20 protein-coding genes, 1 tRNA gene and 2 pseudogenes are annotated in these 19,474 nt (G+C 39.9%); 3 read left to right on the forward strand and 20 right to left on the reverse strand.

From position 1 onward, the window contains the following. Positions 1-54 precede the first annotated feature (54 nt). Together KZX55_RS08860 and rlmD are read right to left on the reverse strand one after the other, a co-directional pair. Positions 55-126 (reverse strand) — tRNA-Glu (locus KZX55_RS08860). A 57-nt stretch (positions 127-183) separates the two neighbouring features. Then, a complete protein-coding gene (gene rlmD, locus KZX55_RS08865) occupies positions 184-1,554 on the reverse strand; it encodes a 23S rRNA (uracil(1939)-C(5))-methyltransferase RlmD (protein ID WP_248026846.1) in 1,371 nt (456 codons plus the stop codon). Positions 1,555-1,591: 37 nt separating this feature from the next. On the opposite strand from rlmD, the gene recX reads away from it, so the two are divergent. Continuing rightward, positions 1,592-2,368, forward strand: a complete 777-nt coding sequence (gene recX, locus KZX55_RS08870; protein ID WP_248026848.1) for a recombination regulator RecX — start codon at positions 1,592-1,594, stop codon at positions 2,366-2,368. Between the two features lie 88 nt (positions 2,369-2,456). Continuing rightward, complete coding sequence (gene ntdP, locus KZX55_RS08875) at positions 2,457-2,990, forward strand: nucleoside tri-diphosphate phosphatase (RefSeq protein ID WP_000775318.1); 534 nt, start codon at positions 2,457-2,459, stop codon at positions 2,988-2,990. 70 nt (positions 2,991-3,060) lie between these two features. Here the strand turns inward: ntdP and KZX55_RS08880 are convergent, their stop codons facing one another. The 17 genes and pseudogenes from KZX55_RS08880 to KZX55_RS08955 form a co-directional block, all read right to left on the reverse strand. Next, positions 3,061-3,828 carry an epoxyqueuosine reductase QueH gene (locus tag KZX55_RS08880; protein ID WP_033583681.1) on the reverse strand — a complete coding sequence of 256 codons (768 nt, stop codon included), beginning with the start codon at positions 3,826-3,828 and terminating at the stop codon, positions 3,061-3,063. Between the two features lie 125 nt (positions 3,829-3,953). Next, positions 3,954-5,576 (reverse strand): chaperonin GroEL, encoded by a 1,623-nt coding sequence (groL, locus tag KZX55_RS08885; RefSeq protein WP_000031559.1) that lies wholly within the window; start codon positions 5,574-5,576, stop codon positions 3,954-3,956. Between the two features lie 15 nt (positions 5,577-5,591). Further along, positions 5,592-5,876, reverse strand: coding sequence for a co-chaperone GroES (gene groES, locus KZX55_RS08890; protein WP_084853006.1), 285 nt, complete (start codon positions 5,874-5,876; stop codon positions 5,592-5,594). A gap of 295 nt (positions 5,877-6,171) precedes the next feature. Continuing rightward, the gene (locus KZX55_RS08895) at positions 6,172-6,567 is read right to left on the reverse strand and encodes a single-stranded DNA-binding protein (RefSeq protein ID WP_057489411.1); all 396 of its coding nucleotides are present in this window, start codon (positions 6,565-6,567) and stop codon (positions 6,172-6,174) included. A 77-nt stretch (positions 6,568-6,644) separates the two neighbouring features. Then, positions 6,645-7,406 carry an SDR family oxidoreductase gene (locus KZX55_RS08900; protein ID WP_248026850.1) on the reverse strand — a complete coding sequence of 254 codons (762 nt, stop codon included), beginning with the start codon at positions 7,404-7,406 and terminating at the stop codon, positions 6,645-6,647. A gap of 41 nt (positions 7,407-7,447) precedes the next feature. After that, positions 7,448-8,074: a YtpR family tRNA-binding protein gene (gene ytpR, locus KZX55_RS08905; RefSeq protein WP_248026852.1), complete on the reverse strand. Its 627-nt coding sequence runs from the start codon at positions 8,072-8,074 to the stop codon at positions 7,448-7,450. Between the two features lie 15 nt (positions 8,075-8,089). After that, entirely contained in the window at positions 8,090-8,407 is a 318-nt protein-coding gene (locus tag KZX55_RS08910; protein ID WP_033583674.1) for a thioredoxin family protein, read from the reverse strand. Then, entirely contained in the window at positions 8,404-8,703 is a 300-nt protein-coding gene (locus KZX55_RS08915) for a DUF4651 domain-containing protein (RefSeq protein ID WP_002875970.1), read from the reverse strand. Before KZX55_RS08915 ends, KZX55_RS08910 begins: the two co-directional genes overlap by 4 nt. A gap of 96 nt (positions 8,704-8,799) precedes the next feature. Next, positions 8,800-10,407 (reverse strand): CTP synthase, encoded by a 1,608-nt coding sequence (locus tag KZX55_RS08920; protein WP_248026856.1) that lies wholly within the window; start codon positions 10,405-10,407, stop codon positions 8,800-8,802. Between the two features lie 316 nt (positions 10,408-10,723). Continuing rightward, complete coding sequence (gene rpoE / locus KZX55_RS08925; RefSeq protein ID WP_000418415.1) at positions 10,724-11,314, reverse strand: DNA-directed RNA polymerase subunit delta; 591 nt, start codon at positions 11,312-11,314, stop codon at positions 10,724-10,726. A 393-nt stretch (positions 11,315-11,707) separates the two neighbouring features. Continuing rightward, positions 11,708-12,229, reverse strand: coding sequence for a hypothetical protein (locus KZX55_RS08930; RefSeq protein WP_248026858.1), 522 nt, complete (start codon positions 12,227-12,229; stop codon positions 11,708-11,710). Continuing rightward, the gene (locus KZX55_RS08935) at positions 12,201-13,532 is read right to left on the reverse strand and encodes an AAA family ATPase (protein WP_248026860.1); all 1,332 of its coding nucleotides are present in this window, start codon (positions 13,530-13,532) and stop codon (positions 12,201-12,203) included. Before KZX55_RS08935 ends, KZX55_RS08930 begins: the two co-directional genes overlap by 29 nt. A 14-nt stretch (positions 13,533-13,546) precedes the next feature. Beyond that, complete coding sequence (locus KZX55_RS08940) at positions 13,547-16,198, reverse strand: valine--tRNA ligase (protein ID WP_248026875.1); 2,652 nt, start codon at positions 16,196-16,198, stop codon at positions 13,547-13,549. Continuing rightward, entirely contained in the window at positions 16,191-17,597 is a 1,407-nt protein-coding gene (locus KZX55_RS08945) for a hypothetical protein (RefSeq protein WP_248026877.1), read from the reverse strand. The genes KZX55_RS08940 and KZX55_RS08945 overlap by 8 nt, the downstream gene beginning before the upstream one ends. Next, a pseudogene (locus KZX55_RS08950) lies at positions 17,594-17,854 on the reverse strand (GNAT family N-acetyltransferase); the annotation flags it as partial. The pseudogene KZX55_RS08950 and the gene KZX55_RS08945, both read right to left, overlap by 4 nt. Further along, positions 17,838-17,972 (reverse strand): annotated as a pseudogene (locus KZX55_RS09180) (flavin reductase family protein); the annotation flags it as partial. The pseudogenes KZX55_RS09180 and KZX55_RS08950, both read right to left, overlap by 17 nt. A 281-nt stretch (positions 17,973-18,253) precedes the next feature. Beyond that, the gene (locus KZX55_RS08955) at positions 18,254-18,649 is read right to left on the reverse strand and encodes a helix-hairpin-helix domain-containing protein (protein WP_000038705.1); all 396 of its coding nucleotides are present in this window, start codon (positions 18,647-18,649) and stop codon (positions 18,254-18,256) included. Positions 18,650-18,866: 217 nt separating this feature from the next. Here KZX55_RS08955 and KZX55_RS08960 point away from each other — a divergent pair, with 217 nt between their 5' ends. Next, positions 18,867-19,172 (forward strand): DUF898 family protein, encoded by a 306-nt coding sequence (locus KZX55_RS08960; RefSeq protein ID WP_248026885.1) that lies wholly within the window; start codon positions 18,867-18,869, stop codon positions 19,170-19,172. A 42-nt stretch (positions 19,173-19,214) separates the two neighbouring features. Here KZX55_RS08960 and KZX55_RS08965 read toward each other — a convergent pair whose 3' ends face one another. Beyond that, entirely contained in the window at positions 19,215-19,469 is a 255-nt protein-coding gene (locus KZX55_RS08965) for a DUF1912 family protein (protein WP_000119707.1), read from the reverse strand. Between the last annotated feature and the right edge of the window lie 5 nt (positions 19,470-19,474).

Raw genomic sequence — 19,474 nt, forward strand, 5'->3', positions numbered from 1 at the left:
CTGTCAACAAGTTTTTTAAACTTTTTTCAAGTTTTTTCTAGACACGATACACTATAGTCCGTACGGGATTCGAACCCGTGTTACCGCCGTGAAAAGGCGGTGTCTTAACCCCTTGACCAACGGACCTGAGCTTTTCAACTCTTTCTATTATACCTACTTTTCCTACTTTGTCAAGGACTTTTTTCAGTGAAGTTGATTTTTTCTTTTCTTCACTAACTTAACAACTGCTTCTGTTCGTGCAGTGTGGGGAAACATATCAACTGACTGGATATACTGGAGATCGTAGACTTTTACAAGTTTAACTAAATCTCGTGCCAAGGTTGAAACATTGCAAGAAACATAGACCATTTTTTTTGGGACATAGGTCAGAATGGTATCCAGTAGCTTATCATCTAAGCCTGTACGAGGAGGGTCAACTATCAAGGCATCCGCTCGGTAGCCTTCTTGATACCAGCGTGGAATAATCTCTTCAGCTGTTCCCGCTTCGTAATGGGTATTGTCAAACCCCATTCTCTGAGCATTTCTCTTGGCATCTTCTATGGCTTCCGGAATAATGTCCATTCCTCTGAGACTCTTGACCTTCTTTGCGAAGGCAAATCCAATCGTCCCAACACCGCAATAGGCATCAATCAGATGATCCTCTTTGCTGACATCCAGAGCCTTAACTGCTTCACTATAGAGAATTTCTGTCTGCTCAGGATTAAGCTGATAAAAAGCTCGGGGCGAGAGAGAAAACTCATAGTCCAGTACTCCTTCTTGAATACTCTCTTGACCCCATATAATTTCCGTCTTTTCACCATAGATTTCACTTGTTTTTGCTGTATTTGTATTGACTGCAACTGTGACGACTTCTGGAAAATCCTTGACTAGGTCTTTGACTAGTTGATTCAAATTTAGCTGGCGATTCGTGACGATGATTATCTGGACTTGTCCTGTTTTTCTTGCTCGACGTACCATGATGGTGCGAACGCCGAGCGTTTTTCTCTCATCGGTGATGGGGATTTGATGGTAAGTAAGAAGTTCAGCTAGGCGATTCGCTATCACTTGGGTTTCTTTATCTTGCACCAAGCAGTCTTTTAACTCTACGAGGTAATGAGAGTTTTGCGCATACAAACCTGCCTTGACCTGATTTTTAAATTTTCGAGTCTGAAATTGCAACTTAGCACGGTAGTACTTTGGTTCCTGCATTCCGATAGTTGGACGGATTTCATAGTTTTCATATCCTGCAGGGGCAAATTTTTTCAGGGCTTGGTGGAGCAAATCCGTTTTGAACTCTAACTGTTTATCATAGTGGAGGTGCATGATTTGGCAACCACCACATTCATTATAAATCGTACAAGCCGGTACGACTCGAAATTTAGACTTCTTATTAACCTTTAGTAATTTGGCTTCAACAAAGTTACGTTTAATAGAAGTAATCTGACAATAGATATCTTCTCCTTTGAGGGCGCCTGGCACAAAAACGAGGGTTTTCTGGTAGAAACCGATTCCCTCACCATTGATGCCCATCCGCTTGATTTTTAAAGGTATTTTTTGTTTGACTTTCAGATTCATACCCCTATCTTATCACATTTTAGGGTATAATAGAACTATGAAAATCACAAAACTTGAAAAGAAAAAACGCCTCTACTTGATGGAGTTAGATGGACAGCAAACCTCTTATATCACGGAAGATACCATTGTCCGTTTTATGTTGTCTAAAGATAAGGTGGTTAGCACTGAAGAATTGACCGAGATTCAGGGCTTTGCTCAGTTTTCTTATGGTAAGAATCTCGCTCTCTACCATCTATCATTTAAAGCTCGAACCGAAAAGGAAGTGAGAGAGTATCTGAAAAAGTATGATATTGATGAAACAATCACTAGTCAAGTTATCGCTAATCTTAAAGAAGATAACTGGATTAATGATCGTCAGTATGCCTATTCTATCATCAATGCAAATCAACTTTCTGGAGACAAGGGACCCTATGTGCTAGCTCAAAAGCTGTCTCAAAAAGGGATTGCCAAAGCAACTATTGAAGATGTTTTAAAGGATTTTGATTTTTCGGAGGTTGCTCAACGTGTGGCGGAGAAACTTCTAAAAAAATACACGGGAAAGCTTCCCGCTCGTGCCTTGCAAGATAAGATTATCCAAAACTTGACGAACAAAGGCTTCTCCTATTCTGATGCTAAGAATGCCTTTGACGACTTGGATAGTCAAGTTGATCAAGAAACGACTCAAGAGCTCATTTTTAAAGAACTGGATAAACAATATTCTAAATACGCTCGCAAATATGAAGGTTACGAACTAAAGCAACGATTAACTCAAGTTTTAGCTAGAAAAGGCTATGATTTTTCGGATATAGCCAGCGCTCTCAGAGAATATCTTTAACATTTTCAGGTAAAATTCAAAAAAATTAGACCAATTTATGATATAATAGTAGACGATAAACTTATAAATTGTAGAAAGTTGGTTAGTTATGAAACTTCCAAAAGAAGGCGACTTTATTACAATTCAAAGTTATAAGCATGATGGGAGTCTTCACCGTACTTGGCGGGACACCATGGTACTAAAAACAACAGAGAACGCTATTATTGGCGTCAACGACCACACACTTGTTACCGAAAGTGACGGTCGTCGTTGGGTGACTCGAGAACCGGCTATTGTTTACTTTCACAAAAAATATTGGTTTAATATCATTGCCATGATTCGTGATAATGGGATTTCCTACTATTGCAATATGGCCAGCCCCTACTATCTAGATGAGGAAGCCCTGAAATACATTGATTATGATTTGGATGTCAAGGTTTTCACTGATGGTGAAAAGCGTCTCTTGGACGTTGAAGAGTATGAGCGCCATAAACGCAAAATGAAGTATTCTGATGATTTAGACTATATTTTGAAAGAGCATGTTAAAATCCTTGTTGATTGGATCAACAATGGACGCGGTCCTTTCTCAGAGGCCTATGTCAACATTTGGTACAAACGCTACATAGAACTAAAGAATCGGTAAAGTTGTCAAGCCGGGGTGAGAGCCCTGGTTTTTTTATTTGAAAAACCCAGCTTTTCGGCTGGGTTGATTTCTATATATCTAATTTAGTCACAGTAAACTTGATGTGGGAATAGTCTTTTTCAACATCCTTATCCAACAAGAAAGCCGTGGCATCCTTCTTAACCTGAACAAGGTCAATGTTCTGAGCTTGAGCCGCATAGACGCATCCACAATAACATTGACGATAGATATCATACTCCTCGCACATCTCCACCGAGCGCTTATAGCCTTGATTTTTCTTGAAATCACTTGGAAGATAGTGGGTGGTATAAATCTTTTGCACATCGATTCCGATGCTGTTGATGGTTTGAGAGTTCTTATGGGGACTGATGGTCAAAGCTGAACCAAAGTAGTCAAAGCCCAAGTCCATAGCTACCTGTGCTGTTTTATCCAAACGGTAATCAAAACAAACCTTGCAACGATCGCCACCTTCGGGTTCTTCTTCCAGTCCTCTGACTAACTTCCGGTATTCATTGGGTTCATAAGGCGCTTCTAAATAGTGGACCGTATTTCCTGTCCTCTCATTGAAATCACTGACAAATTTCTTGGTGACGTAAGCTCGCTTGTGGTATTCTGCCTTGGGATGGATATTGGAATTGGCAAAATAGATAGTCACATCAGCGTATTTTGTCAGGTATTCTAGGGTGTAGGTACTACAAGGAGCACAGCAAACATGCATGAGAATAGTGGGACGTTCCTCATTTTTTTCCCAAACCTGAACCATTTTCTGCATGACACGGTCATAATTAATCTTCTGATTGGGATTCATCTTGCTCAGAATTTCTTCTACATCGATCATGTTCTTCTCCTTTTTCTAGTCTTATTTTATCATATAAGTTAGGAGAGCTCAATCCAATTTAGAAGTGATTATCATAAAAAGAAGGGATATGTATTCCCTTCTTTTGTGTTTTTTATAAGTTACTTTTACATCATCCCGCCCATCATGCTTGGATCCATTGCTGGAGCTGGGGCTGCTGGTTCCGGTTTATTGGCTACGACTGCTTCTGTTGTCAAAATCAAGCTGGCTACAGAGGCTGCATTTTGAAGGGCTGAACGGCTCACTTTAACTGGGTCGATGATTCCTTCTTCAATCATGTTGACCCATTCGCCAGTTGCTGCGTTGAAGCCTGTACCAACTTCAGCATTTTTCAAACGGTCAATAACAATAGAACCTTCGAATCCTGCATTGTGGGCAATTTGACGAACAGGTTCTTCCAAGGCACGGAGAACAATATTGCGTCCTGTCGCTTCATCTCCTGTCAATTCCAAATCAGCAACAGCTGGGATGACATTTACAAGAGCTGTTCCACCACCTGCAACGATTCCTTCTTCCACGGCTGCACGAGTAGCGTTAAGGGCATCTTCAATGCGGAGTTTCATTTCTTTCAACTCAGTTTCAGTTGCAGCACCGACCTTGATCACTGCGACACCACCTGACAATTTTGCCAAGCGTTCTTGCAATTTTTCGCGGTCAAATTCAGATGTTGTAGTTTCAATTTGAGACTTGATAACTGCAACACGGTGAGAAATAGCTTCAGGATTTCCAGCACCTTCTACGATAACAGTGCTATCTTTGTCCACAGTTACTCTAGCAGCTTGACCAAGCGCCTCAATAGTAGCGTCTTTCAACTCAAGACCAAGATCTTCTGTGATGACTGTTCCGCCTGTCAAGATAGCGATGTCTTCTAACATAGCCTTACGACGGTCACCAAAGCCAGGTGCTTTAACAGCTACGACATTGAAGGTTCCACGAATCTTGTTCAATACAAGAGTCGGAAGAGCTTCACCATCTACATCATCCGCAATAATCAAGAGTGGACGATTGCTTTGGAGAATGCTTTCTAGAAGTGGCAAGATTTCTTGAATATTGGAAATCTTCTTGTCAGTAATCAAAATATATGGATTTTCAAGGTCCGCCACCATTTTTTCGCTATCTGTCACCATGTACTGTGATAGATAACCACGGTCAAACTGCATTCCTTCTACGACTTCAAGTTCTGTTTCCATACCACGTGACTCTTCAATGGTGATAACACCGTCTTTACCAACTTTTTCCATAGCTTCAGAGATGTATTCGCCGACTTTTTCAGAACGAGAAGATACAGCGGCAACCTGAGCGATGGCTTCTTTATTGGCAACAGGGATGGCATTGTTTTTCAAGGCTTCTACAGCTGCGGCAACCGCTGCTTCAATCCCTCGACGAATGCCGATTGGATTGGCACCTGCAGTGACGTTTTTGATTCCTTCGCGGACGATAGCTTGAGTCAAGACTGTTGCAGTTGTCGTTCCGTCACCTGCGATATCATTGGTCTTTGAAGCTACTTCTGATACCAATTTGGCACCCATATTTTCAAAATGGTCTTCTAATTCAATTTCTTTGGCAATAGTAACACCATCATTGGTAATCAATGGTGAACCAAATGATTTTTCAAGAACGACATTCCGACCTTTTGGTCCTAAGGTTACTTTAACAGTATCTGCTAGGATATCAACACCACGGACCATAGCTGAACGAGCATCAGATGAAAATTTAATTTCTTTTGACATACTTATTTTCTCCTTCTATTCTTCAATGATTGCCAAGATATTGGCTTCTCCAACGATGATGTACTTTTCATCGCCATCTTTGACATCAATACCTGCATGAGCTTCAACTAAGACACGGTCTCCAGGCTTAACGCTTGGGGTCACCAAGTCACCATTCAAGGTACGAACACCTTGTCCAGTAGCTACAACTTGAGCTGTTTTTGTTTTTTCTTGGGCTGATCCTGCAAGGACAAAGCCTCCAACAGTTTGTTCTTTTTCTTCGATTTTCAAGACCACACGGTCTCCTAATGGTTTCAACATCTGTTTTCCTCCATGATGAACTACATATTATTAGCACTCTTTGTAACCGAGTGCTAATTCATAGTTCTATTGTATCACTTGGTCAGAAATAGTCAAGAAAAAAGTCTGACTTTCTCAAGATAAAAAGCCTGAGACCAACTCAGACTTTTCAATGTTTCTACTCAATGAAAATCAAAGAGCAAACTAGGAAGCTAGCCGCAGGTTGCTCAAAACAGTGTTTTGAGGTTGTAGATAAGACTGACGAAGTCAGTTACCTATACCAGCTGACGTGGTTTGAAGAGATTTTCGAAGAGTATTAAAATGGCAATTCTTCCTCTTCCAAAACCAAGTCTGCCAAATCCTGTCCTGCATTATTTTCACGCATAGCACGTTGGGCGCGGCTTTCTAAAAGTTGGAATCCTGTGGCAAGGACTTCAGTCACATAGTTCATCTGCCCATTTTTCTCAAAGCGACGGGTACGAAGTTCTCCATCCACAGAGATAAGACTACCTTTAGTTGCGTAGCTTGCCAAGGTTTCAGCCAATTTCCCCCAAAGAACCAAATTGACAAAGTCAGTTTCACGTTCCCCGTTTTGGTCTTTGTAACGACGGTTCACAGCGATAGTTGCTCGCGCTACCGACTTGTCATTGTTGGTTTTGTGCAATTCTGGTGTAGACGTCAAGCGCCCAATAAGAATAACTTTATTATACATATTTTCTTCCTCCTACTTATCTATTCGTAGGGAATCAAAAAAAGTTACAGAAATTTGTAACTTTTCGAAGAAATTTTTTATTTTTTATGCACCATGAAACCTGTCGCCTGTTGATTGGCCATAATGGTCATATCTGTAATCTGCACACGACGGGGCTGATTGGTCACATAGACCACTGTATCTGCAATATCCTGAGCTTGCAGGGCTTCGATTCCCTGATAGACCGTCGCAGCACGCTCTTTGTCACCATGAAAACGAACCGTAGAGAAGTCTGTTTCGACAATCCCTGGCTGAATGGTGGTCACCTTAATATCCGTTGCGATGGTATCAATTCGCAGTCCATCTGAAAAGGTTTTAACTGCTGCCTTGGTGGCTGAATAAACTGCTGCACCCGCATAGGCACAAATTCCTGCGGTCGATCCCATGTTGATAATATGACCCTGATTGGCTTTTACCATTGCTGGCAAGAAACAGCGAGTAACTGCCATCAAACCCTTGACGTTGGTATCCAACATGGTCAGCATATCCAATTCTTCATAGTCCTGATAGGGAGCCAAGCCTAGAGCCAGTCCAGCGTTATTGACCAAGATATCAATCTGCCCTATCGTTTCCAAAATATTGGAGCAGACTGTCTTTACCACAGCCATATCCGTCACATCCAGTGGAAAAATCCAGACAGTTTGATTTGGATAGGTTGCTACAAACTCTGACTTGAGAGCCTCTAATCTGTCTGTCCGTCGCCCTGTTAGAACGACATTCGCCCCCTGCTCCAGATAAGCACGCGCAATCGCTTCACCGATTCCTGAGGTCGCTCCTGTAATCACTACATTTTTCGCCATCTTATCCCCCTCTATCTGGTCTATAAAATACCGACAATTTCCTAGGCAGTCCAGTGTTTGGCTGGGTCAAATGGAGTTCCGACAACTTGGTCTTCTGATAATTCAATAACACCACGTTTTTGCGGAGCATTTGGCAGATGCAATTCACGAGGGCTACACATCATGCCAAAACTCTTTTCACCGCGAAGTTCACCTGGGAAAATGAGATTGCCTTTTGGCATCATCGCTCCAGGAAGAGCTACGATGGTTTTCAACCCAACACGCGCATTGGGAGCCCCTGCAACGATTTGCACTGTCTTATCACTTGCGACTGCAACTTGGCAGATATTGAGGTGATCACTATCAGGATGAGCTACCATCTCGACAATTTCACCAACAATAAACTTAGGTTCCTTATCATTAACAATTTCTTCTGCAAAGCCTTCTGCCTGCAATTCTTGGTTCAAACGAGCGACTTGCTCATCTGTCAAAAATACTTGACCGCGCTCTGCAATTTCAAATAAACTTGAAACTTCGAAAATATTCCAAGCTACTGTTTCCCCATTTTCTTTGAGGAAAACACGGGCTACCTTGCCTGTGCGCTCGACATCCAGTTTGGCATCTCCACTGTTTTTCACGATGACCATAAGGACATCACCGACATGTTCTTTGTTATATGTAAAAATCATTGTTTCCTTTTTCTCCTATTTCAGTCCTGCTAAAAAGTCGTTAATTTGTTGCTTGCTTTTACGGTCACGATTGACAAATCGGCCGATTTCCTTGTCCTTTTCTAGCACAACAAGACTAGGAATGCCGTACACATCCCAGAGTTTGGCCAGATCCAGATACTGGTCTCGGTCCACTCGAATAAAGGTGAACTCTGGATTGGTTTCCTCAATCTCTGGCAAGGCTGGATAGATATAACGACAATCGCCACACCAGTCCGCCACAAAAAGGAAGACCTTCTTGCCATCTTGCTCTACAAAACCTGCTAGTTCTTCTATACTATTGGGAGTAATCATAAGACTTCCTCCTCATAGACCAGGTCTTCATTTTCATAGACAAAGGTATAGTGACGACCATCCTCGAAAATGACTCCTCCGACAAGTCGCTCAAGGCTACTTTCGTAGACTTGAACATAGAGAGTCGCAATCTCACCCATATCTGAGAAAAGTTCGCGCACGATAGCTGTCAACTCTTCCTGAGTCTTCATGAGTTTGTGGTTATCTGCTGCTTTTTTAGCCCCCAAAGCAAGGGCACTTAGACCAGCCACAGTCAAGCCAGTCATCCATAATTTCTTAGCTTTCATACCATTCATTGTAACACAAAAAGGGCTCTAGGACAAATAGGGAAGCCGTATAGGAGCAAGGCAATTAAAAAACCTCTGAGATGCTTCTCAAAGGTTCTGATTATGCTAATTACTATTTTCAACCGCTGCAGTAACAAAGGCAGTGTAGAGTTCTTCTGGACGGTTCGGACGACTGGAAAGTTCAGGGTGATACTGACAAGCTACAAAGAATTTATTTTCAGGAATTTCCACAATTTCGACCAAACGATTGTCTGGAGAAACACCTGAGAAGACAAAACCTGCTGCCTCAAACTGTTCACGAAAGGCGTTGTTAAACTCATAACGGTGACGGTGACGGCGTTGCACCACTTCTTGATTATGATAAGCAGCCGCTGCTTTAGAACCACGTTTTAACTTAGACGGATAAAGTCCCAAACGAAGGGTTCCACCCATATCTTCAACATCAACCTGGTCACGCATGATATCAATGATAGGATATTTTGTATCAGGATCAAGCTCTGCAGAATTGGCACCTTCAAGACCTAAAACGTTACGAGCAAACTCGATACAAGTCAACTGCATTCCCAAGCAGACTCCCAACATTGGAATATCATTCTCACGTGCATAACGGATGGCTTGGATTTTCCCTTCCGTACCACGTTGACCGAAACCGCCTGGTACGATGATTCCGTCCGCATCAGACAAAATCTCTGCTACATTCTCTGCTGTCACATCATTGGCATTGATCCAATTAATCTTCACTTCTGCGTCGTTGGCATAACCAGAGTGTTTTAAGGCTTCGACCACTGAGATGTAGGCATCTTGCAACTCCACATACTTACCGACAAGGGAAATCTTGACTTGTTTCTTGAGGTTCATGACCTTGTCCACCATGGCTGACCACTCTGTCATATCCGCTGCTGGTGCATCTAGTTTCAAATGGTCACAAACAATTTGGTCCATGCCTTGCGCCTGCAAATTCAGTGGAATTTGGTAAAGGTGTTCGACATCCAAAGACTCGATAACAGCTTCTGGAGCCACGTCACAAAACTGAGCTAGTTTATTTTTAATTCCCTGACCAGCTGGTTTCTCGGTACGAATGACCAACATATTTGGCTGGATTCCCAAACCACGCAATTCTTTTACAGAGTGTTGAGTTGGCTTGGTCTTCATTTCACCAGCAGCCTTGAGGTAAGGAAGCAAGGTTGTATGGATGTACATGACATTATCTGCACCCACATCTGCCTTCATCTGACGAAGGGCCTCTAGAAATGGCAAGGACTCGATATCTCCAACGGTTCCACCAACCTCTGTGATAATGACATCCGAGTCGGTCGTAACAGCGGCACGCTTGATTTTTTCTTTCAAAGCATCTGTGATATGAGGAATGACTTGGACAGTTGCCCCAAGGTATTCGCCACGTCGTTCCTTACGAAGAACTTCACTGTAAATTTTACCAGTTGTCACGTTGGAATATTTGTTGAGATTGATATCGATGAAACGTTCATAGTGACCTAAGTCCAAATCTGTCTCAGCTCCATCATCTGTCACAAAGACTTCCCCGTGCTGGTAAGGACTCATGGTTCCAGGGTCGATATTGATATAAGGGTCAAACTTCTGAATAGTCACTTTTAGACCACGATTTTTCAAGAGACGGCCTAGACTTGCTGCGACAATTCCTTTCCCAATAGACGATACCACACCACCAGTTACAAAAATATATTTCGTAGACATAGATTCCTCTTTCTAAAATGCTCAAGGTCTTGTTAACTACGAGGGGACATAGAAAACAAGACCCTTATGAATAACGACTTTTCAAGAAAACTCCCTGAAAAACAAAAATAGCTCCCTAGTAACTAGGGAGCCCCGACCTCTAAAAGAGGTGCCCGAACAATATAATACCTCAAAGCAGAATATTTGTCAACCCGAATTGGTAAAAGATGAAAAAAGGAGATTGTTTTCAGAAAACCAACTAAAAATCCGCATCCAAACGGACAACACGCTCAAGCAACAAAAAAAGGAGATCTTACGATCTCCTCTGTGAAGTCTTTTACTCTTCTTCACTCGTTTCTGCGTCATCGTCAGAAAACTCGTCGTCTTCTTCGTTGAGATCCACGTCTTCACCCAAGTCATCAGGGGCGATTTCGTTGATTTCTGCATCGTAAGCTTCCACTTCATTTTTCTCATCATCTGGATTTTCATCATCATATGAAAGAGCTGGATCTGCTTCGTATGCATCTTCGTCTTCTGGATCATCCGCATTGTAGTCAATGGCATCTGAATCACCATCCATAAAGGCATTGACGCGTTTTTTCTTAGCTTTTGGTGCTACTTCATCGTCGTCACTTTCTTCAAGAGCGATGATTTCTTCGTCGATTTCGTCTACACCATACCATGAACGAAGCCCCCATTTGTTGTCTCCAAGTGAGATGAAGCTACCGTCAAAGTTCAACTCTGTGTAGAACAAAGGCAAAGCTTCACGGATATCGCTGTTTGATGTTCCAAGGTAGTTTTGAATTTCGTTTACAAGATCGCTAAAATGCATCTCATGATCGCGACCACGAAGTTCCAAGATAGCACGCGCTACCTCAATCATAGATAGTTCACTTTTTTCTTGCCCAGCAAATACTTCTAATTCCAAAGCGTTTCTCCTCATTTTTACTACTATCGCCAGAGTGAACAGACTCTGACCTCATTTTATCATGTACTCTTTATTGTACGATAATTTTACGGAATAGTCAAAGGTTAAATGGGAGAAAGTGACAGGACTTTTTATTTCTTTGCTACCCAGCCTATGGCATCGCTAGGTGGATTTTCGGTATCAATCCAGATGAATTCGATGCCGATTATAGATGAAAATTAAGCTACAATGTCGTACTTATCAGATCGGTTCAAACTTACGGAATTTGTTATGTAGTAACCTGCTTTCTAAAATATTCGACTTTTTAGCTTAGTTTACACAAAAATATTTCAATTTTCCAAGTTGAAAAAATCATAAATGCTGCACGAACTCTAAAATTTGTTTCTAGAAATTTTATTTAAATTGCGATAAATTAAAAGTACGACCATTCCAAAATGTAAATTTCCTTCCATTCTCTTCATAAGTTAATTCAGTTATACATTTATTCATAGACTTTTTGTTTATTGCGATAAAATACTTTTTATAATCATCAATTTGGCAAAAATCAGAAACAGAACAAAATATTAAATGCTTTATCCACTCTTCTCCTGAATATAATTGGGAGATTATTTCATCTTTTTGTTGTTTAAAACGCTTTGCAGATTCCGATTTTAACTCTAAAAAAAATATTTCTTTTTTATCTTCTCGTATCAATATATAATCACAATCTTTGGGCATAAATCTCCCATAAGTATAAGGTAAATATCTTTGTTTTAAATCCTCAATATTTTTTATCAATATAACATTACTATTTCCACTGATACGTATTGTAACTGAATAATTCTTCTTTGTCTCTCTTAATATAATGTCTCTTGTAGTACTTTGAGAAACATATCGACTATTTATATTATTCAATAGTTTCTGAGAAAGTGTCATTGGCATCCTCCATTTGTTCAATAATATCAAAGTAATCATCTATTAACTTTTCTTGAATTCTATCAAAAGTAGGAAGTGACTCAATTTTTTGTACATCTTTTTTACAAAATGTTTCTTTTATGTCATCATATTCAAATAGATTAATTCTACCAGGGGCTTCTTTCAATGAGATATTAACAAATTCTCGAACTAAATTATACGAATGGGTTGAGATAATTACTTTAACACCAAATTCAATACAACGATTTAAAAAAGTTGCCATATTAGCTTGGGAACTAGGATCTAAGTTCATTTCTGGTTCATCAATGAATAAGATATCTCCATTTGATACTAAATGCTCAAAATATATGTCTAACCCATATAAAGATTTTGCAGATGATGATGCTACTTGAAAAGGAATATTTTTCCTCATATACTTTAATCCACGTCTATCTTTTCTATAAAATTGGCGGAAGAAAATATCATCATTCACCTTTTCAAATTTACCCTTTATAATATTTTCGGAAAGAAAATTATATAAATCTAAATCAGAATTATCAAAAAAGCTATTAATATCAATCATATTTAAATAATTTAAATAATCGGAAATCGGACGAGGATATTTTGAGATTCTCTTATTTGTTGAAACACCATCAAAAATAGAAGAACGAGAGGCTAGTAATTCCTTCCTAAAGACATTTAAACCATTTCTTTCAGCTGGTATATAAAGAATATTGTTAATTTTAAATAATAATCTGCGAATAGTAAAATAATTTAATATATCTTTTGCGTTTTCAATATCAATTTGAGAACTATTAATTTCAGACTCTATAAAATCAAAACTAATATTAAATTTTACATTTTTTCCATCACTTGAAATTTCAGACGTAACCCAAAATAAATGCTTTTGTATAGGAAGAGGGGCTTCGCTTACTTTTTCTTTATCTTTAAAATAAATTAAGTCAATAATATCCAATATTTCTTTACTTGAAATTTTAACAGTTGTATCTTTAAAGCTGCTAGCTGGAATATTAAAATATTCAGGCAAATCATTTTTATTTATGTTATGTATATCATTAAGTACACTATTTGCTAATTTATTTTTTAATAAGGATAAATCTAACGTTACTGTTCCAGTATCAATTAATTCCTGAGTTACTTCATCTGTTATAAAATTACATCTAACATCATTTATTACGTTCAAAATAGCATATAAACTATAAGTTAAATAGGTCTTTCCACAATTATTGGGACCAATAAAAATCATTCCATCTGATAACTCAATATCTACCTTTTTTATCGGACCTAGATGATTAATTTCCATATTAATTTCCTCCTTTATTTCACCAACTTCTTCATCTCATCAATACGTGCTACGGTCGCATCGTATTTGGCTTGATAGTCGGCTTGTTTGTCGCGTTCTTTTTGGACGACTTCTGGTTTGGCGTTGGCTACGAAACGTTCGTTAGAGAGTTTCTTACCGACCATATCCAGTTCTTTTTGCCATTTAGCTAGTTCCTTGTCGAGACGAGCTAATTCTTCTTCGACATTGAGGAGGTCTGCGAGTGGCAAGTAGATTTCTGCTCCTGTGATGACGCTTGACATTGCGAGTTCAGGTGCAGGGATGGTTGATGCGATTTCCAAGTGTTCTGGATTTGTGAAGCGTTTGATGTAGTTGACATTGCTGTTAAAGAAGGCTTCCAATTCGCTATCGCTTGTCTTAACAAGGATGGTGATTGGCTTGCTTGGAGCTACATTTACTTCAGCACGCGCATTACGAACAGCATGGATCAAGTCTTTAAGACTTTCCACACCAGTGTGAGCAGCAAGGTCTTCAAAGGCTGGGTTAACAGTTGGGTAAGCAGCTGTAACGATAGAGCCTTCTGAGATTTGTCCAAAGATTTCCTCTGTCACGAATGGCATGATTGGGTGAAGGAGACGAAGGATCTTGTCCAACGTGTAAAGGAGAACAGAACGCGTGATGACTTTCTCTTCTTCGTTATCGCTATAAAGGACTTCCTTGGTCAACTCAACGTACCAGTCCGCAAATTCGTCCCAGATGAAGTTGTAGAGGATGTGTCCAGCAACACCAAACTCAAACTTATCAAAGTTTTCAGTAACTTTGCCGATCGTTTCATTAAGGTTGTGGAGAATCCAGCGGTCTGTGACATTTCCAGCTTCCTTGTTAACAACTTTTTCGACATTAGCCGTTGCTTGCTCAAGAGTCAAGCCTTCATTGTTCATGAGGATGTAGCGAGAGATGTTCCAGATTTTGTTAATGAAGTTCCATGAAGCATCCATTTTCTCGTAAGAGAAGCGGACGTCTTGGCCTGGTGCAGAACCGTTTGAAAGGAACCAACGAAGGGCATCGGCACCGTATTTCTCGATCACATCCATTGGGTCAATCCCGTTACCGAGAGATTTAGACATCTTGCGTCCTTGCTCATCACGGATAAGACCGTGGATAAGGACATTTTGGAATGGCTGACGGCCAGTGAATTCCAAAGATTGGAAGATCATACGAGATACCCAGAAGAAGATGATATCGTAACCTGTTACCAAGGTTGAAGTTGGGAAGTAACGTTTGAAGTCTGCTGAGTCGACATCAGGCCAGCCCATGGTTGAGAATGGCCAAAGGGCAGAGCTGAACCATGTATCCAAGACGTCTTCGTCCTGAGTCCAACCATCACCTTCTGGAGCTTCTTCACCGACATACATTTCACCCTCAGCATTGTACCAAGCAGGGATTTGGTGACCCCACCAGAGCTGACGAGAGATTACCCAGTCGTGGACATTTTCCATCCATTGAAGGAAGGTATCATTGAAACGAGGTGGGTAGAAGTCAACCTTGTCCTCTGTGTCTTGGTTTGCAATAGCGTTCTTAGCCAATTGGTCCATCTTGACGAACCATTGAGTAGACAAGCGTGGCTCAACCACTACACCTGTACGCTCTGAGTGACCAACTGAGTGGGTCATCTTCTCAATCTTAACAAGGGCACCAATTTCTTCTAACTTCTTGATAACAGCCTTACGAGCTTCAAAGCGGTCCATGCCATTGAATTCACCAGCCAATTCATTCATGGTACCATCATCGTTCATAACGTTGACTTGTGGCAAGTTATGGCGTTGACCAACCAAGAAGTCGTTTGGATCGTGGGCAGGAGTGATTTTCACGACACCAGTACCAAACTCAGGATCTGCGTGTTCGTCTCCAACGATTGGAATCAATTTATTAGCGATTGGAAGGATAACATTTTTACCGATCAAGTCCTTGTAGCGTGGGTCTTCTGGATTGACCGCAACAGCTACGTCCCCAAACATGGTCTCAGGACGAGTTGTGGCAACTTCAAGGGCGCGTGAGCCATCTTCCAGCATGTAGTTCATGTGGTAGAAGGCACCTTCCACGTCCTTGTGAATCACCTCGATATCAGAAAGGGCTGTGCGAGCTGCTGGATCCCAGTTGATGATAAACTCACCACGGTAGATCCAGCCTTTCTTGTAAAGGTCCACAAAGACCTTGCGAACAGCTTTTGACAAACCTTCGTCAAGAGTGAAACGCTCGCGAGAGTAGTCTACAGAGAGCCCCATCTTGCCCCATTGTTCCTTGATAGTAGTGGCATATTCGTCTTTCCATTCCCAGACTTTATCTAGGAATTTCTCACGACCGAGGTCATAACGAGAGATGCCGTCCTCAGCCAAACGGGCTTCTACTTTAGCTTGAGTGGCAATCCCAGCATGGTCCATACCAGGAAGCCAAAGCGTATCAAAACCTTGCATGCGTTTTTGACGGATGATAATATCTTGCAGAGTCGTATCCCAAGCGTGACCAAGGTGGAGTTTCCCAGTTACGTTTGGTGGTGGAATTACGATTGAATAAGGCTTAGCCTTTTTATCGCCAGAAGGCTTGAAAACATCTGCATCAAGCCATTTTTGGTAACGACCAGCCTCAACCTCAGCTGGATTGTATTTAGGTGAAAGTTCTTTAGACATTATTTTTTCTCCTTTTACGAATATTTCTTTTATATCTACGATTTATTAGGGCGCTGAACCCACTATTTCTATACTCATAATATCCCTTAGCGGAATCTGAATAATTCAGTTTTAGAAATTTAACTACCCCTACACTAAGTGCCGTTGCTAGAATAATAGACAAGGATACAATTATAAACGAAGTTATAATACTAGACATCCATACCGAAGCAAGTTCTTTGTTACTGGGATTGATTAAATTGATTATACTGACCTTAGCTGTATTTACCGGAATAATTTCATCTAGCTTTATCTTTTGTACCGTGAACAATGCAGAGAATAAATTTAAACAAAAAAGTGTAAGAAAACTTATCAAATGTAACCAGTAAATATGTTTTTTCATTTTCAAAGTCGGAATCGGAAGTTGCGAGGAATTATCTGTTGCAAATTGATAATGTAATTTGCCTATAATCGTTGAGATCAAAACAGGAAGTAACCATGTTAGGATGATAAGGAATCCTCCTTCTATTCGATCATAGAAAAAAATAAGTAACACATATAGAACACCAAAAACCCATCTAAGCAGTTCATTCTTTTTATCATACCCTCCCTTATCTAGTTGTGTTTTTAATACAAACCAAAAATATATAAATAGAGTTGCAAACATCATATTTACGGGAACTAAGTCTACAATTGATTTATCTTGTAACTTCAAATAATTCAATGTCGTTGTTAAATATAAAAACAATTGAACAAATGATATAATATACATAACGACGTAGGAGGAAAAATATGTCTTATCTCCGTTTTTCCGTTTTTTACTTTGTTTAGTATAAAAATTTAATAAGCCTGTACGTAATGCAGGACAGATAATTGTAATAAATAATACAATACCCCAACTCAACCATTCTGGTGAAATATCTAAAGGTAGAACCCATTGAAGCACAAATATATAGCAAACGTCAAATATATTTAAAGATGCAAGCATAACTTTACTAGTACTAAAAAAGTCCCTAATTTTGAATAATTTCTCTTCAAAAATAATTGCATATACTAGAGGAAGTGCTGGTTGTAATAGTATAACGAACCTGTACCTATAATAAAATACCAACGCTATACTAAGAATTAAAACTAGACAATACAGGGATACTGCTATCTTGTTATTTTTAATTTTTGAGTATATTCTATATCCATAGTAACTCATCAAAGCGAGTACTATAAACTCTAAAATAAAAAATGGCAAACTTTTCTCATTGAATATTTTTACTTCCTTAATTGGTAACAAAGTAAAAGGTAGAATTAAAAATATTGATATCAAAGATGATATTACAATAATGGCAGGCCCCCAAGCCAGTATATTAGATAAAAATTTTAATATTTTCTTAACATTAGATTTAAAATTACAGTTTTTGATAATCATTCCCACTCACTCCTAAGCAAGCCGTATCTCAAATCATCACAGCGATTGCCTTGGGCATCTTTGCGGTCCCGGATGCGAGCTTCGAGGGTGAAGCCAAGTTTCTCTGCGACTCGTTGACTTTGAAAGTTATATCCAAAGCAAGACAATTCAATTTTATGTAGATTCATTTTTTTAAAAGCTAGGTCAATCAAGGCACGCGCTGCTTCTGGAACATAACCTAGACCCCAATAGTCTGGATGTAAGATATAGCCAATCTCCTAGGCTATAAGAGGAACTGCAGGTCGTAATATTGTGACCAAAGTTCTGATCCTGATACCCTAAAATAAAGATAGGAAAACCATAGTAGAGCTTACTGGTTTTAAAGGATTGCTTCATGAAAACCTCCTTTGACTAAGACGCAAAAGAAAAGCCCTGCCATATCCATGACAGGGACGAATGTGTTTATCCGCGGTACCACCCAATTTCGGGCAGAGCCCGCAACTCTCGTCTTCATAATAAAAAGACAATATTATTTTATTTTTCATCCATCAGCAACCAGTTTTGACACATTTGTGGACTTCTCAGCACCGCCACTTTCTGTAAAATGTGGAACTCAAAACACCTCTAATGGCTTTATTTTAACAAGTTTTTGACGGAAAAGCAAGAGGCAAGAAAAATTACTTGAACTTGATGCCGTTTTCTTTCAATTTCTTGATGGTAGCTGGGCCAATCCCTTTCAAAGCAAGGAGTTCTTTTTCAGTCCAGTTTTTAAAGTCAGCAGCCGACTTGATCCCTTCATCATAGAAAGTCTTGGCACGGTCGACTGAAAGTCCACCTAGGTTGGCTGCGAATTCTTCTACAGAGCTTGTAACTTTTTGAGCTTGTTCTTTAGTTGCTTCTACTGCTTGTTCCACTTTTTTAGAGACAACTTTTCCTGCTTCGCTAGCAGATTTTTCTGCATGCTTCACAACTTTTTTTGTTTCTTCTACAACCTTAGTCACTGTAGTTGAAAATGCACCTGAACGGCGAAGGCTGTTTCGCAATTGTTTTTTCCGTTGGAGTTTCTTTGACATGATAAAATCCTTTCAATAAAAAATCCCTGCTCTGACAAGGATTTAATAAAGATATTTTATCAATATTTCGACGAAAAATCAAGAAAGGAAATAAGATTCCCCTTAAAAATCTAGCCGTTTTCTCTTTCAATCTAATTTAACAATGATTCGACTTCTTGATAAAATATGCAGTAATGTGCAAGACTGATTCACGTAAAAAGCTGATAAGGAGAACAATATGAATAACGAAAGTTACTTTGACGGTGGTCTTTTGAGCTACGTTGGACATGCTATCCTAGCCATGCTTATCATGGTATTTACTGCCGGAATCGCTACACCTTGGGCAGTTTGTATGATGCAAAACTGGAAGGTTAAGCACACTGTCATCGATGGACGTCGCCTTTATTTTGACGGAACAGGTTCTCAATTATTCGGGAACTGGATCAAGTGGTTCTTGCTCACCATCATCACCTTGGCCATCTATTCATTCTGGTTGCATATCAAAATGGAACAATGGATCACCAAACACACACATCACGTATAAACAGAAAAAGTGCGTTCATACGCACTTTTTGATTTGTAACGATTAGTAGTTTCTCTCGCCAAACAATCCTTCTGGCAAATCATGGAATCCCTTGCCTGCTTTGAAATTTTCAAACTTACCCAGCAAGAACTGGTAGGCATCCAAGCGACTTTCGTAGCGAATCATAGCATCTTTGGCACGTTCGTCTTGGTCTTCTTCGTAGACTTTTTGACTTTCCTTGTGCGCCATGTCGTTGATCATGATCTGGGTATTGACCCAGGCTTCAAATTCCTTCATAAATTCCTGTTCGTAACTCATTGATT

This window comes from Streptococcus halitosis (genome assembly GCF_023147855.1).
Classification (GTDB): domain Bacteria; phylum Bacillota; class Bacilli; order Lactobacillales; family Streptococcaceae; genus Streptococcus; species Streptococcus halitosis_B.

What these genes read in the sequence shown, in the direction of transcription:
- KZX55_RS08900 (WP_248026850.1), bottom strand. Translation starts at nt 7,406, where the DNA reads ATGGCGAAAAATGTAGTGATTACAGGAGCGACCTCAGGAATCGGTGAA.
- ntdP (WP_000775318.1), top strand. Translation starts at nt 2,457, where the DNA reads ATGAAACTTCCAAAAGAAGGCGACTTTATTACAATTCAAAGTTATAAG.
- KZX55_RS08920 (WP_248026856.1), bottom strand. Translation starts at nt 10,407, where the DNA reads ATGTCTACGAAATATATTTTTGTAACTGGTGGTGTGGTATCGTCTATT.
- recX (WP_248026848.1), top strand. Translation starts at nt 1,592, where the DNA reads ATGAAAATCACAAAACTTGAAAAGAAAAAACGCCTCTACTTGATGGAG.
- KZX55_RS08915 (WP_002875970.1), bottom strand. Translation starts at nt 8,703, where the DNA reads ATGAATGGTATGAAAGCTAAGAAATTATGGATGACTGGCTTGACTGTG.
- KZX55_RS08965 (WP_000119707.1), bottom strand. Translation starts at nt 19,469, where the DNA reads ATGAGTTACGAACAGGAATTTATGAAGGAATTTGAAGCCTGGGTCAAT.
- KZX55_RS08895 (WP_057489411.1), bottom strand. Translation starts at nt 6,567, where the DNA reads ATGTATAATAAAGTTATTCTTATTGGGCGCTTGACGTCTACACCAGAA.
- KZX55_RS08945 (WP_248026877.1), bottom strand. Translation starts at nt 17,597, where the DNA reads ATGATTATCAAAAACTGTAATTTTAAATCTAATGTTAAGAAAATATTA.
- KZX55_RS08955 (WP_000038705.1), bottom strand. Translation starts at nt 18,649, where the DNA reads ATGTCAAAGAAACTCCAACGGAAAAAACAATTGCGAAACAGCCTTCGC.
- KZX55_RS08960 (WP_248026885.1), top strand. Translation starts at nt 18,867, where the DNA reads ATGAATAACGAAAGTTACTTTGACGGTGGTCTTTTGAGCTACGTTGGA.
- groES (WP_084853006.1), bottom strand. Translation starts at nt 5,876, where the DNA reads ATGTTGAAACCATTAGGAGACCGTGTGGTCTTGAAAATCGAAGAAAAA.
- KZX55_RS08940 (WP_248026875.1), bottom strand. Translation starts at nt 16,198, where the DNA reads ATGTCTAAAGAACTTTCACCTAAATACAATCCAGCTGAGGTTGAGGCT.
- KZX55_RS08880 (WP_033583681.1), bottom strand. Translation starts at nt 3,828, where the DNA reads ATGATCGATGTAGAAGAAATTCTGAGCAAGATGAATCCCAATCAGAAG.
- rlmD (WP_248026846.1), bottom strand. Translation starts at nt 1,554, where the DNA reads ATGAATCTGAAAGTCAAACAAAAAATACCTTTAAAAATCAAGCGGATG.
- KZX55_RS08930 (WP_248026858.1), bottom strand. Translation starts at nt 12,229, where the DNA reads ATGACACTTTCTCAGAAACTATTGAATAATATAAATAGTCGATATGTT.
- groL (WP_000031559.1), bottom strand. Translation starts at nt 5,576, where the DNA reads ATGTCAAAAGAAATTAAATTTTCATCTGATGCTCGTTCAGCTATGGTC.
- KZX55_RS08910 (WP_033583674.1), bottom strand. Translation starts at nt 8,407, where the DNA reads ATGATTACTCCCAATAGTATAGAAGAACTAGCAGGTTTTGTAGAGCAA.
- KZX55_RS08935 (WP_248026860.1), bottom strand. Translation starts at nt 13,532, where the DNA reads ATGGAAATTAATCATCTAGGTCCGATAAAAAAGGTAGATATTGAGTTA.
- ytpR (WP_248026852.1), bottom strand. Translation starts at nt 8,074, where the DNA reads ATGATTTTTACATATAACAAAGAACATGTCGGTGATGTCCTTATGGTC.